Below are 12836 nucleotides of genomic sequence, written 5' to 3'. Positions count from 1 at the left end.
GTTAGCGGATGATGCCGCGGTCTGCTCCACGCAGGGAGTCTATGAGAGGCCGCACTTCGGCCACATCGGAATAGGCTTTTTCCAGTTCTGCCACAGCCTGCTCGGTGGTCAGGCCCTGGCGGTAAATAATCTTGTAGGCCCGGCGCAGCACCAGCAACACTTCCTTGCTGAATCCGCGGCGTTTCAGGCCTTCGAAGTTCATGCCATGGGGCTGGGCAGACTGGCCGCTGGCCATCACGTATGCGGGTATGTCTTTCAGTACGATACTGCCGCCCGCAGCCATGCTGTGCGTGCCGATGTGGCAGAACTGGTGCACCATGGTGCCACCACCCAGAATCGCGTAATCGCCTATCGATACATGGCCTGCAAGGGTCGCGCAATTGGCCAGGATGGTGTTGTCACCCACGATGCAGTCATGGGCCACATGCACGTATGCCATCAGCAGGTTGCCGCTGCCAATCCGGGTTTCGCCACGGTCCTGGACGGTGCCCCGGTGAATGGTGCAGTTCTCGCGAATAACGTTGTTGTCACCGATCACCAGAGTTGTAGGCTCGCCCGCGTACTTCTTGTCCTGGCACGCTTCGCCAATGCTCGAAAACTGGAAAATACGGTTGTTGCGGCCGATAACGGCAGGGCCCTTGACCACCACATGGGAAAGAATCTCGGTACCGTCTCCGATTTCCACATCCGGGCCAATGTAGCTCCAGGGGCCAACAGTAACGTTATCCCCGAGCCTGGCTGACGGGTCTACAATCGCCTGAGGATGGACACCCGACCAGTCATTTGTCGCCATCAAACTTCTCTCTCAGCGGTCAGAATCTCTGCCACGCAGACGACGTCACCGTCGACCAGCGCGCGACAATCGAATTTGTAGATACCACGTTTTCCGGAGATGAGTTCCGACTCCATACAGAGTTGGTCTCCCGGCAAAACGGGGCGTTTCCAGCGCGCCTTGCTGGATCCAGCCAAGTATTGTACCACGCCATCAGAGGGTTTCCGGCCCACGGTCACAAAACCGAGAATGCCTGAAAGCTGGGCCATGGCTTCAATGATCAGAACACCCGGCATGATCGGGTTGTTCGGGAAATGGCCCTGGAAGAACTCCTCGTTAAACGAAAGATTCTTGTAGCCCTTGATCGACTTTCCCTTTTCGAGCTCCGTTACCCGATCCACCAGCAAAAACGGGTATCGGTGCGGCAGGTATTCCAGTATTTCTTTGGTGTTCATCATGTTGATTGGCCTCGGCTCTCTGATTTCTTTTCCAGTTCTTTAATACGTCGCGCCAAGGCATCAAGCTGGCGAAAACGTACGGCGTTCTTGCGCCACTGACGGTTGGTATCCGCGCTGGTTCCGGAAGAGTACACGCCCGGCTCCCGGATATCACCGGTCACCAGGGTCATGCCCGTCAGGTGAACCTGATCACCAATCTCGAGGTGGCCCGCCACTCCGGAAGCGCCGCCAAATACACAATGCCGGCCAATTCGGGTACTACCCGCAATCCCCACCATAGCGGCCATGGCGCTGTGATCACCAATGCAGACGTTGTGAGCAATCTGAATAAGGTTGTCGAGTTTCACACCGTTACCAATGACGGTGTCGTCGAGGGCGCCCCTATCGATGGTGGTATTCGCGCCCACTTCCACATCATCCCCGAGAACAACGCGGCCCAGTTGCGCAATGCGGTGCCATACGCCCTTCTCGTTGGCAAAGCCAAAACCATCGGAGCCGATAACAGCGCCGCTGAGAATGTGACAACGCTGGCCAACCACAACGTCGTGAGCCAAGGTCACCCGTGGCCGGATCACAGTCCGGGCGCCAATGCGAGCGCGGGCACCAATGACCGAGCCGGCGCCGATCACCACTTTTTCGCCAATATCGGCCTCCGCTTCCACGACCACGTTGGGACCGATGCAGGCGTCGTCAGCCAGGGTTGCCGAGGGGTCAACCACGGCAGTCGGATGAACGCCCGGAAAGGCAACCGGTGCCGGATCAAACCAGTGACTGAGGCGAGCATAACCGAGATAAGGGTTGTCCAGTAACAGGACGTTGGTAGGAGCGCCTTTTGCAGTGGCGGGCGACGCAATGACCGCCGAAGCACGGGTATCAGCCAGATACCTGGCATAGGACGGGTTTGCCAGGAAACTGATCTGGCCAGGCCCGGCTGCCTGTAGTGTTGCCAAACCTGAAACCCGCACATCAGGATCGCCCCGCAGCTCTGCACCCAGGGCGCTGGCAATCTCCCCCAGGCAGTAAGACCTATCTGTCATTGCGTGCTCCCAAGCAACTTTCAGGGCACCCGGGTGCCCGTCACGGATTAACGATTCAGTTTTTCCAGAAGCTGAGAGGTCAGATTCATTTCCGGTTTCACATAAACAACCGCTTCGCTCGGCAGAATCAGGTCGAGCTCATTTTCCTCAAGAAGTTCTTTGACAGCCGCGTCCACTTCCGGGCGAGCCTCTTCCAGGAACGCCTGCTTGCGCTGATTGACGGCGGTATCGAGCCGCTGCTTGAGGAAGTTGAACTCTTTCACTTTTTCCTGGAACTCACCGGCAAGTTTGTTACGTTCGGTCTCGTTCATCATGGCGCCGTCCTTTTCGAGGCGATCCTTGAGCTTGTGAGCCTCTTCCTGCGCCTCGCGGACCTTGGCTTCATCGCCGGCAAAATCCTTCTGGAGCGATTCGCTGAAGGCCTTGGCATCATTTGAGGAAAACAGTGCCTGCCTCAGGTCGACCACACCGATGCGGGTTTCTGCCATGGCCGGGACTGAAAACGCCATAACCATGGCGGCGAATATCAACATGAATCGGGACATTGGTTTTCTCCTGATTTTCATCCGTAGGTTGTTATTATCCATGCTCTAGAAGGTCTGGCCCAGCGAGAACTGGAATACCTGGGTGTCATCACCCGGCTTGTCGTTCAGCGGCTTCGCCAGACTGAAGGCCAGCGGGCCAACAGCGGTAATCCACTGGAAGCCAATACCGGCGGACATTCTGATTTCGCTCAGTTCCGGATCGAAACCGCGCGCAGTGTCGAACACCTGACCTGCGTCCAGGAAAAACGCCGTTCTCATGGAGCGGGTATCACCGGCAAAGGGCGTGGGGAATATCAGCTCAACACCACCTTCAGTGAGCAGGTTACCGCCGAACGGATCCGGGTCTGAGAGGTCGTTGACGTTGTTCGTAGCAAGGCGACCCAAGGAGTTGGCCCGGTACCCCCGAACCGATCCGTAGCCCCCTGTATAGAAGTGCTCGTAAAACGGCATCTGGGTCCGATCTCCGTAACCATCACCATAACCGATCTCTGAACGCGCCCGTAAGATCCAGCGATTATCGTCAGTCACCGGATAGTAGAAATCGGTCTTGTGTGTCACCTTGTAAAAGGTCAGATCGCTGCCCGGCACTGCTACGTCAAGCGACAACGACTGGCTATGGCCATCACTGGGCAGAACACCCCGGTTGAGAGTACTGCGGCGCCAGCTGCCGAAGAGGAAGAAGTTATTGAACGAATCCCCTTCCTCATCAATGAACTGAATGACCTCCTGTGAGGTGAACAGGCCTTCCTTAAGATTGGACTGGGTAAACCCGGCCCCGAAGTTCAAACGGGTGATATTGTCCGTGGGATAACCGAAGGTGATACGGCCGCCATATTCGTCCAGCAGGAAGGCGGAGATATCCTCTTCCTCATAATCGGTTTGCCGGGCAAAAAGACTGTAGCCACGGCTTACGCCGTCAACCGTGTAGTAAGGGTCCAGGTAGGAAACGTTTGCGCTTTTGACATAATCACTCACATTGACACCGAAAGAGACGCGCTTCCCGGTACCGAAAAAATTGTTCTCGGACACGTTGGCGCCAAGAATCACACCGGATTGCTGCGAGAAGCCGACGGAAGCGGAAAGGCTGCCTGTCGGTTGTTCTTCAACGGAGTAGTTCACATCGACCAGATCATCCGTGCCTGGCACCGGAACCGTCTCAACGTTCACCGTCTGGAAGAAGCCGAGACGCTCCAGCTTGGTCTTGGAAAACTCGATACGATCCGAAGAAGCCACGCCCCCTTCCATCTGGGTCATTTCCTGGCGGAGAACGTCGTCACGAGTCGATACGTTACCCTCGAAATTGATGCGTCGCACATAGGCCCGCTTGCCCGGTTCAACAAAGAAGGTGACGGCAGCTGTGTTGTTTTCTCCCGGCTCGGGGACGGCATTGACGCTGGCGAAGGCGTAGCCCTCGCGTCCGAGCCGGAATGCCAGGGCTTCGGATATGGCTGTCATGTGGGAGCGGGAGAACACGTCGCCCTCCGTAACCGGAATCAGCGAGCGCAACTCTTCCTCACCCACGATCAGCTCACCGCGCAGATTTATCTCCGAGATAGTGTACTGGGGCCCTTCATTCAGGGCGATGGCGATGAAAACCTTCTGCTTGTCCGGCGATATTGAGACCTGACTGGATTCCACATTGAAATCCAGGTAACCGCGGTCCAGATAGAATGAACGCAGGGATTCCAGGTCGCCGCTGAGACGCTCTCGCGCGTATTTGTCGGAATTGGTGATCGAGTTCCACCAGCTCGTGGTCTGCAACTCAAACAGCTCCTGCAACTCCTCGTCGCTGAAGTCTTCGTTGCCGATCAGATTGATGTGGTGTATTGCCGCCACGGAGCCTTCGTTGATGTCCAGGCGAATTGAAACGCGATTCCGTGGAAGTTCTTCCGCCGTTGCCTTCACCCGGGCGTTGTAACGCCCCTGAGCGATGTAAGACCGCAGAATCTCCAGCTCAAGACGCTCGAGGGTCGCGCGCCGGAAAACCTGGCCCTGCTGAAGACCGGCACCTGCCAGGGCATCCATTAACACCTCGGTTTCGATGTTCTCGTTGCCCTCGATCTCGATATTGCTAATGGAGGGTCGTTCGCGAACCGTCAGGATGAGAACACCGGCATCACGGCTAACCTCAATGTCCGTAAACAACCCGGTCCGGAACAGGGACCTGATCGCATCGGCCAGCTCGGTCTCGTCAACCTGCTCACCGATATTCACGGGGAACGCAGAAAAAACGGTGCCCGCAGAAACCCTCTGCAGGCCCTCTACCTCGATATCTGCAACTGTGAACTGGTCTGCAAGCGCTGGCTTCATGCCAGACAGGGCCACAGCGAGGCCAACGGCTACACCTAGAAGAGAACGTCTCATTCAAATATTTCGCCTGGTTAATGCGCGTAAGAAGTTCGCAATTCTCACAACCGCATCAGGTCGTTGTAAAGAGCAAACACCATTAATGTGAGAATCATTGCCATACCAATTCGTAATCCAAACGCCTGGGCCTGCTCGGAGAGCGGCTTTCCGCGGAGCGCTTCGATGGTGTAATAGACAATATGACCACCATCGAGCACCGGCACCGGCAGAAGGTTCAGGATACCCAGACTCACGCTGAGATAGGCCAGGAAACGCACGAAATCTTCAAATCCGGAGCTGACACTGGCTTCGGCAACCCTGGCAATAGTGATTGGCCCGCTGAGGTTGGTGGGCGACAGCAGGCCAGTGACCATTTTCTTTATGGCCACGAGGGTCAGCCGGGTGTCGGCCCAGGTTTCACTGAAAGCAACGGGAATCGCAGCAAACGGGCCATAGCTGACTTCGCGCAGCACTTCATCCGGCCATGAGATGGCTTCAACGCCAGCGCCAATAAAGCCAATTGTTTCACCGCTCTCTTCGCTTTTCGCTTCCGGCATAACGCGGATTGAGCGTTCCGAGCCATTGCGCTTAACGGTTACCTGTAACGTCTGTTCAGGGGCATTGCGAATGAACTCGACCAGATCAAACCAACTGCTGATGGGCTCGCCGTTAACGGCAACCACACGATCCCCGGTTTGCAGGCCGGCCACTTGGGCCCGGCCACCCTCGGAAATCTGGCCCAGCACCGGAGGAACCGCGGGGCGCCAGGGTGTGATGCCGAATTCCGCCAGCGGATTCGGGGTATCGTCGCTCAGACTCCAGCCGGCAAGTTCTCCCCTGACCGTGCCCCGGGCACCGCCGTCAGACACCTCCATGGAAATCAGGCCCTGCTCGCCGGTTCGCTCCAGGATACGCATGTTGACATCGCGCCAGGAGCTAACCCGATGACCGTCCACAGAATGAATTTCCATGCCTTCCTGTAAGCCGACACGCGCTGCCGCACTGCCATCGGCCACCTGCCCTACGATGGGGGCAACGTGGGTAACTCCGACCACGCTTAGCAGCCAGTAGGCGAAAACCGCAAAAATAAAGTTAGCCAGCGGACCCGCCGCTGCAATGGCTATACGCCGGGACGGTGGCTTGGAAGTAAAGGCCTGGTCTTTCAGTTCTTCGGGCACCGGCCCTTCCCGCTCGTCCAGCATTTTGACATAGCCGCCAAGTGGAATGGCGGCGATGGCGAATTCGGTGCCGTGCCTGTCGTACCAGGAATACAGCGGCTTTCCGAAACCAACGGAGAAACGGAGCACTTTCACACCGCAACGGCGGGCAACCCAAAAATGACCGTATTCATGCAGGGTCACGAGAATACCCAGGGTCAGGGCCAGTGCGAGGACGGATTCAATAATCTGCATAGCATTCCTGATTGATGGCTTTAGCCGGGCAGCAAACCGCTGCGAGTGTCAGACAGTTAACAGACCAATCTGTTCCCATGCCCGGGCCCGTGCTTCGGTGTCCTTGGCGAAGATAACCTCGAAACTGTCAGCTGGTTCAACCGCGGTAGCAACCAGCGTGCGCTCTATAATAACGGGGATATCCGTAAAACAAAGGTTACCTTCAAGAAAAGCAGCAACCGCCACTTCATTTGCTGCGTTCAATACGGCCGGAGCTGTGCCTCCGGCCTCGAAGGCTTCCGCAGCCAGGCGAAGGCAGGGGAAGCGAACCAGGTCGGGGCGCTCGAAATGGAAACGGCCGATGGCGAACAGATCCAGCGGCGCGACACCTGCATCGATACGCTCCGGCCAGGCAAGACCATTGGCAATCGGGGTTCTCATATCCGGGCTGCCAAGCTGGGCGAGCACAGAACCGTCCGCATACTCTACCATGGAGTGAATAATGCTCTCCGGGTGAACATGCACTTCCACCCACTCCGGGGTTGTATTAAACAGCCAGCAGGCCTCGATCAGCTCCAGGCCTTTGTTCATCAGCGTTGCTGAATCCACGGAAATCTTCTGCCCCATGGACCAGTTCGGATGGGCACAGGCTTGCGAAGGCGTGACTGATCGAAGCGCCTCGGCACTGTGTTCCCGGAACGGCCCACCGGAGGCTGTCAGCAGAATTCGGGTAATACCGGCGGCGGCGGGATCCCGGATTTTATCGGCCGGCATACACTGGAAAATGGCGTTGTGCTCAGAATCGATAGGCAGGAGCTCGGCGCCGGCCTCGGCCACGGCGTCCATAAACAGCTTGCCGGACATCACCAGGGCTTCCTTGTTGGCCAGCAATACCCGCTTGCCGGCACGCACAGCTGCAAGGGTCGGCGACAGGCCCGCGGCGCCGACAATGGCGGCCATCACGGTATTAATTTCCGGGGCCGAGGCAACTTCGCACAACCCTTCCATGCCACCCAGAACTCGAATATCCGGCAAATCGGAGAGTAACCCGACAAGCGTTTGCGCAGCCCCGGGGTCCGCCATAACCGCTACCCGGGGTCGGAATTCGCGACACAATATCGCCAGCTCTTCCGCACGGGTACTGGCCGTCAGGGCATAGACCGAGAACCGGTCAGGGTGCCGGCGAATGACATCCAGGGTACTCAGACCGATGGAGCCAGTCGCTCCCAATACGCTGATATGACGGGTTACCATAATCACCAGTGCCCGGCTGTCAGCCAACCCAACTGGGTAATGATCAGAGCAAACACAGGAATGGCTGCGGTAAGGCTGTCAATCCGGTCCATTATGCCCCCATGACCGGGCAGCAGCTGGCTGCTGTCCTTGATGCCACGAAAGCGTTTAAGCATGCTTTCCAGCAAATCCCCCAGCACCGAGACAAACCCGGTAATCAGGCTGGCAGCGACCAGCAGCAGGGTCTCGACAGTTCCGGCGGATGCCAGGAAGCTCACCACCAGGGCGAAAACGCCCACGGCCACAAGCCCACCCCAGACCCCCGCCCAGGATTTACCAGGACTGACCCGGGGCGCCAGCTTGGCCTTGCCAAATGCCCGCCCGGCGAAGTAGGCACCGATATCCGCAACCCAGACCACACACAACACATACAGGATAAGGAGAAGGTTATTGGTGCTGTCGCCAAACTGGAAGCCGCCAGTGCGTAAATGGTTCAGTCCGACCCATGCGGGCACCAGAACAAGCAGCCCCATAACCGCTCGTGCGGGCAGGCTGCCCCATTTTTCTGAGCCACCAGGGTAGCTGCGAACCATCAGGAAACAGATAAACCACCAGGCGAGCGCCAGCCAGAGCACCGCAACAAAAGGAACGTTCAGCAAACCATAAAGAATGGCGGCAGTCACCAAGGCGTACGCCACACGGCCCGGAGAATTCTCAATGCCGGACATGTTCGCCCACTCCCAGGCACCCACGGTAATGATGGCGCCGGTAAAGAACGCGAAACCCAGGGGCGGGAGGAAGAAAATTCCGCCAATGGCAATGGGGGCAAGGATCAGTGCGGTGATAATTCGGGTTTTTAACACGGTTAACGTCGCTATCGTTCGTTATTGTTGTGGGGCCTTGGCCGTGATCTGATCATCCGTCTGGCCAAAACGACGCTGGCGACCGGCATAGGCCTGCAGGGCCTTGCGCATTTCCTCTTCCCGGAAATCAGGCCAGTACACCGGTGAGAAGTAAAGTTCTGTGTAAGCCAGGTGCCACAGCATGAAATTGCTGATCCGCTGTTCACCCGCTGTCCGGATCATCAGATCCGGCATCGGCAGATCACCAATACTGAGGTGCTGCTGGATAAGGTCATCGGTGATATCCGAAGGTGCCAGCTGCCCTGCCCGCACCTGCTCAGCAACCTGACGCGTCGCCTGCGTGATATCCCAGTGGCCACCGTAATTCGCAGCTATCACCAGTGTCATACGGGAATTATAGCGGGTCAGTTCTTCCGCCGCTGCCATATGCTCATGCAAGGCCGGGCTGAAGGCGGAACGGTCGCCGATGATTCTGAGGCGAATGTCGTTGCGATGGAGCTTGCGTACTTCCCGTTCCAGGGCGAACAGGAAAAGCTTCATCAGCGCCGAGACTTCATCCTTGGGGCGACGCCAGTTTTCACTGGAGAAGGCGAACAGGGTGAGCACTTCCACACCTTCGCGTGCGCAGGTTTCCACCACCGCCCTGACTGCATCCACCCCGGCCTTGTGGCCGGCTACTCCCGTGAGCCGGCGGGCCTTGGCCCACCGGTTGTTACCATCCATGATAATAGCCACATGCCGGGGCCGGCTGTCTGCCGACACCGGAATCTCTGCGGATACAGTTCCCGTCATGAAATCCCCTGTGCGGCCGGGGCGCATGGTTGCACCGGCCTTTCAATTCGCTTGCAAGTGAACCCGGGCAGTTAAACCGCCATCAGGTCCTCTTCTTTGGCCTTGAGCATTTTCTCGACTTCGGCGATGTAGCGATCGGTCAGCTTCTGGATCTCTTCCTCGCCCTTGCGCTCGTCGTCTTCGGTGATTTCCTTTTCCTTCAACAGCTCCTTGATCATGCTGTTGGCGTCACGGCGAGCGTTGCGAACAGACACACGGCCGTGCTCGGCATCGGCTTTCGCCTGCTTGACCATTTCCTTGCGGGTTTCTTCGGTCAGCATGGGCATCGGAATGCGAATAATGTCGCCACTGGTGGCCGGGTTGAGGCCCAGATCAGAGCTCATGATGGCCTTCTCGATAGTCGGCATCAGGTTTTTCTCCCAGGGGGAGACGGTCAGAGTCCGGTTGTCCTCGACATTGACACTGGCCACCTGTTTCAGCGGTGTCTCCTGGCCGTAGTAGTTCACCATAACGCTGTCCAGGATGGACGGGTGGGCCCGGCCGGTACGGATCTTGTTAAACGCCGAGTGCAGAGACTCCAGGCTCTTCTTCATTTTCTTTTCGGCTTCTGCTTTGATGTCGTTGATCACTTCAGCATCCTCAATTCGTTCGTCATGTCATTCAGTAACCTGGTCCTCTTGAAAGGCACGGATCAAAGGGACCCGGACAACCAGGTTATTCGATCAGTGTACCTTCTCTTTCGCCGGTTACGATGCGAGTCAGCGCGCCTGCGCGGTTCATGTCGAATACCCGCAGCGGCATACCGTGATCCCGGGCGAGGCAGATGGCCGTCAGATCCATCACCCCCAGTTTTTTGTCCAGCACCTCATCGTAGGTGAGGTGATCGTATTTCTCGGCACTGCTGTCCAGATGCGGATCAGCAGAGTATACGCCATCTACCTTGGTGGCCTTGAGTACCGCATCGGCCTCAATTTCGATACCACGGAGGCAAGCGGCGGAATCTGTGGTGAAGAAGGGGTTGCCGGTGCCGGCGCAGAAGATCACCACATCTCCGTCCTTAAGGTCCCGCACCGCCCGACGGCGGTCATAATGCTCGACAATCCCGCTCATGGGGATTGCGGACATTACGCGGGTCCGGATATTGGAACGCTCAAGGGCATCCCGCATGGCGAGGCCATTCATAACGGTTGCCAGCATGCCCATGTGGTCACCGGTCACCCGGTCCATGCCAGCCGCATTCAGGGCTGCACCCCGAAACAGGTTGCCACCACCGATGACCAGGCCAACCTGAACACCAATACCAATCAGCGCGCCAATTTCCAGGGCCATACGATCAAGAACTTTGGGATCAATACCGAAATCGTGCTCCCCCATCAGGGCCTCGCCACTGAGCTTGAGCAGAACACGCTTGTATCTGGGCTGGGTTTTCGATGATGTCGGCATGGTGATCCCCTTTTCGTCTGTTGGCTGCTATCCGGCGTGATACCCGTTGCAGGCTTGTATCTGACATACTCCTCGCAAAAGGGGTATCTCAGATACAAGCCCGCCACGTTAGCCGGGAATTCCCGGCTAACGTGGCAGACTCAGCTGGCGCAGCGGCAATGAGCCCGCTGCACCAAAAGAAGGATCAGGCCTTGCCTGTGCCGGCTGCGGCAGCAACCTCGGCAGCAAAGTCCACCTCTTCCTTCTCGATGCCTTCACCCACTTCCAGGCGAACGAAGCCGACCAGTTCGCCACCGGCGGACTTGATCAGTTCACCCACGGTCTGGTCCGGGTTTTTAACGAAAGGCTGCTCAACAAGGCTGTTTTCCTTGAGGAACTTCTTGATGCGGCCGCCCATCATCTTCTCGACGATTTCGGCAGGCTTACCTTCCATATCCGGCTGGGCCTTGATGACGTCTTTCTCTTTCTCAAGCTCATCGGCAGGCATGTCTTCCGGTTTGCCAACGCGCGGGTTAACAGCCGCAGCGTGCATGGCGACGTCGCGGGCCACTTCCGGATCACCGGCAGTCAGCGCAACAACGGAAGCAATCTTGTTGTTGCTGTGGACATAGCCACCAACAACCGGACCTTCAACCTTAACGATGCGACGCACGGTGATGTTCTCGCCGATCTTCTGAACCAGCGCCTCGCGCTTGGCTTCCAGATCGCCATCCATCAGCCTGGCAACGTCAGTTTCGCCTTTTTCGAAAGCGACATTCAGAACATCGTTGGCGAAGTTGACGAAGTTGTCGTCACGGGCAACGAAGTCTGTTTCTGAGTTAACTTCCAGAATGTAGGCGACGGTGTTGTCGTCAGAGATCTTGATCAGAGACACGCCTTCAGCGGCGGTACGGCCGGCTTTCTTGGCAGCCTTCAGGCCGGAAGACTTGCGCAGCTCTTCGATCGCAGCGTCAACACTGCCTTCAGCTTCCACGAGTGCTTTCTTGCACTCCATCATGCCAAGGCCGGTACGCTCACGCAGCTCTTTGACCATTGCAGCGGTAATTGCAGCCATGTTCAATCCTCTCAACTGTTCCGAATTCGGTGGGGAGGTATGCCCGAAGCAAACCCGGGCACACCTTACATCTCAAACGTGAAGATAAAGCATCACTCAGCGGCTGGAGCAGCGCCTTCGGCGTCTTCGCTGACTTCAATAAACTCGTCAGCTCCGGCACCGCCAGCCTGGGCGGCCTCAATGCAGGTGTTGGCCACGGCTTGCACGTAAATCTGGATAGCGCGGATGGCGTCATCATTGCCCGGAATGACGTAATCAACACCGTCAGGATCGCTGTTGGTATCCACAACACCGATAACAGGGATGCCCAGCTTGTTGGCTTCCTTGATAGCAATACGCTCGTGGTCAACGTCGATCACAAACATGGCGTCCGGCAGGCCGCCCATGTCCTTGATACCACCAATAGAACGCTCAAGGCGGTCCATTTCACGGGTACGGTCCAGCGCTTCTTTCTTGGTCAGCTTGTCGAATGTGCCGTCCTTGCTCTGGGCTTCCAGATCACGGTAGCGACGGATAGACTGACGGATGGTCTTGTAGTTGGTCAGCATGCCACCGAGCCAGCGGTGGTTTACGAAGGGCTGACCGGCACGCTCGGCTTCTTCCTTGATGATCTTGGCCGCGGCACGCTTGGTACCAACGAACAGGATCTTGTTCTTGTTCTCTGCCAGCTGCTGAACGAATTTCAGCGCATCGTTCATGGCAGGAACAGTCTGCTCAAGGTTGATGATATGAATCTTGTTACGGGCGCCGAAGATGAACTTCGACATTTTCGGGTTCCAGTAGCGGGTCTGGTGACCGAAGTGAGCACCTGCCTTGAGCAGGTCACGCATATTTACCTGAGCCATGATAGTTACCTTTTTAGCTTCGGGTTAGTCCTCCACGTATCCGATTACCCCAACCTG

General features: G+C 57.1%; 13 protein-coding genes. All 13 read right to left on the bottom strand.

Annotation, left to right across the window (positions count from 1 at the left end; all coding sequences use genetic code 11):
* Nucleotide 1: 1 nt before the first annotated feature.
* Nucleotides 2-793, bottom strand: coding sequence for an acyl-ACP--UDP-N-acetylglucosamine O-acyltransferase (lpxA, locus tag D0851_RS19305; RefSeq protein ID WP_117620077.1), 792 nt, complete (start codon nucleotides 791-793; stop codon nucleotides 2-4).
* Nucleotides 793-1230: a 3-hydroxyacyl-ACP dehydratase FabZ gene (fabZ, locus tag D0851_RS19300; protein WP_117620076.1), complete on the bottom strand. Its 438-nt coding sequence runs from the start codon at nucleotides 1228-1230 to the stop codon at nucleotides 793-795. Before fabZ ends, lpxA begins: the two co-directional genes overlap by 1 nt.
* Complete coding sequence (lpxD, locus tag D0851_RS19295) at nucleotides 1227-2267, bottom strand: UDP-3-O-(3-hydroxymyristoyl)glucosamine N-acyltransferase (RefSeq protein WP_117620075.1); 1041 nt, start codon at nucleotides 2265-2267, stop codon at nucleotides 1227-1229. The genes fabZ and lpxD overlap by 4 nt, the downstream gene beginning before the upstream one ends.
* A 47-nt stretch (nucleotides 2268-2314) precedes the next feature.
* Nucleotides 2315-2812: an OmpH family outer membrane protein gene (locus D0851_RS19290; RefSeq protein WP_117620074.1), complete on the bottom strand. Its 498-nt coding sequence runs from the start codon at nucleotides 2810-2812 to the stop codon at nucleotides 2315-2317.
* A 45-nt stretch (nucleotides 2813-2857) separates the two neighbouring features.
* Nucleotides 2858-5176, bottom strand: a complete 2319-nt coding sequence (bamA, locus tag D0851_RS19285; RefSeq protein ID WP_117620073.1) for an outer membrane protein assembly factor BamA — start codon at nucleotides 5174-5176, stop codon at nucleotides 2858-2860.
* 44 nt (nucleotides 5177-5220) lie between these two features.
* Nucleotides 5221-6570, bottom strand: a complete 1350-nt coding sequence (rseP, locus tag D0851_RS19280) for an RIP metalloprotease RseP (protein ID WP_117620072.1) — start codon at nucleotides 6568-6570, stop codon at nucleotides 5221-5223.
* A 48-nt stretch (nucleotides 6571-6618) separates the two neighbouring features.
* Entirely contained in the window at nucleotides 6619-7803 is a 1185-nt protein-coding gene (gene ispC, locus D0851_RS19275; protein WP_117620071.1) for a 1-deoxy-D-xylulose-5-phosphate reductoisomerase, read from the bottom strand.
* Nucleotides 7804-7805: 2 nt separating this feature from the next.
* Nucleotides 7806-8645, bottom strand: coding sequence for a phosphatidate cytidylyltransferase (locus D0851_RS19270; protein WP_117620070.1), 840 nt, complete (start codon nucleotides 8643-8645; stop codon nucleotides 7806-7808).
* A 21-nt stretch (nucleotides 8646-8666) separates the two neighbouring features.
* Nucleotides 8667-9437, bottom strand: coding sequence for a polyprenyl diphosphate synthase (gene uppS, locus D0851_RS19265; RefSeq protein WP_117620479.1), 771 nt, complete (start codon nucleotides 9435-9437; stop codon nucleotides 8667-8669).
* Between the two features lie 71 nt (nucleotides 9438-9508).
* Nucleotides 9509-10066 carry a ribosome recycling factor gene (gene frr, locus D0851_RS19260; RefSeq protein ID WP_117620069.1) on the bottom strand — a complete coding sequence of 186 codons (558 nt, stop codon included), beginning with the start codon at nucleotides 10064-10066 and terminating at the stop codon, nucleotides 9509-9511.
* 85 nt (nucleotides 10067-10151) lie between these two features.
* Nucleotides 10152-10880 (bottom strand): UMP kinase, encoded by a 729-nt coding sequence (gene pyrH, locus D0851_RS19255; RefSeq protein WP_117620068.1) that lies wholly within the window; start codon nucleotides 10878-10880, stop codon nucleotides 10152-10154.
* A 184-nt stretch (nucleotides 10881-11064) separates the two neighbouring features.
* Nucleotides 11065-11934, bottom strand: a complete 870-nt coding sequence (gene tsf, locus D0851_RS19250; RefSeq protein ID WP_117620067.1) for a translation elongation factor Ts — start codon at nucleotides 11932-11934, stop codon at nucleotides 11065-11067.
* A gap of 92 nt (nucleotides 11935-12026) precedes the next feature.
* Nucleotides 12027-12779, bottom strand: coding sequence for a 30S ribosomal protein S2 (gene rpsB / locus D0851_RS19245; protein ID WP_117620066.1), 753 nt, complete (start codon nucleotides 12777-12779; stop codon nucleotides 12027-12029).
* Nucleotides 12780-12836 lie beyond the last annotated feature (57 nt).

This window comes from Marinobacter sp. Arc7-DN-1 (assembly GCF_003441595.1).
Lineage (GTDB): Bacteria > Pseudomonadota > Gammaproteobacteria > Pseudomonadales > Oleiphilaceae > Marinobacter > Marinobacter metalliresistant.
This window is presented reverse-complemented; position numbering and strand designations above follow the sequence as displayed.

Coding starts and splice junctions, on each gene's coding strand:
- lpxA (WP_117620077.1), bottom strand. CDS start 793: ATGGCGACAAATGACTGGTCGGGTGTCCATCCTCAGGCGATTGTAGAC.
- fabZ (WP_117620076.1), bottom strand. CDS start 1,230: ATGATGAACACCAAAGAAATACTGGAATACCTGCCGCACCGATACCCG.
- lpxD (WP_117620075.1), bottom strand. CDS start 2,267: ATGACAGATAGGTCTTACTGCCTGGGGGAGATTGCCAGCGCCCTGGGT.
- D0851_RS19290 (WP_117620074.1), bottom strand. CDS start 2,812: ATGTCCCGATTCATGTTGATATTCGCCGCCATGGTTATGGCGTTTTCA.
- bamA (WP_117620073.1), bottom strand. CDS start 5,176: ATGAGACGTTCTCTTCTAGGTGTAGCCGTTGGCCTCGCTGTGGCCCTG.
- rseP (WP_117620072.1), bottom strand. CDS start 6,570: ATGCAGATTATTGAATCCGTCCTCGCACTGGCCCTGACCCTGGGTATT.
- ispC (WP_117620071.1), bottom strand. CDS start 7,803: ATGGTAACCCGTCATATCAGCGTATTGGGAGCGACTGGCTCCATCGGT.
- uppS (WP_117620479.1), bottom strand. CDS start 9,437: ATGACGGGAACTGTATCCGCAGAGATTCCGGTGTCGGCAGACAGCCGG.
- pyrH (WP_117620068.1), bottom strand. CDS start 10,880: ATGCCGACATCATCGAAAACCCAGCCCAGATACAAGCGTGTTCTGCTC.
- tsf (WP_117620067.1), bottom strand. CDS start 11,934: ATGGCTGCAATTACCGCTGCAATGGTCAAAGAGCTGCGTGAGCGTACC.
- rpsB (WP_117620066.1), bottom strand. CDS start 12,779: ATGGCTCAGGTAAATATGCGTGACCTGCTCAAGGCAGGTGCTCACTTC.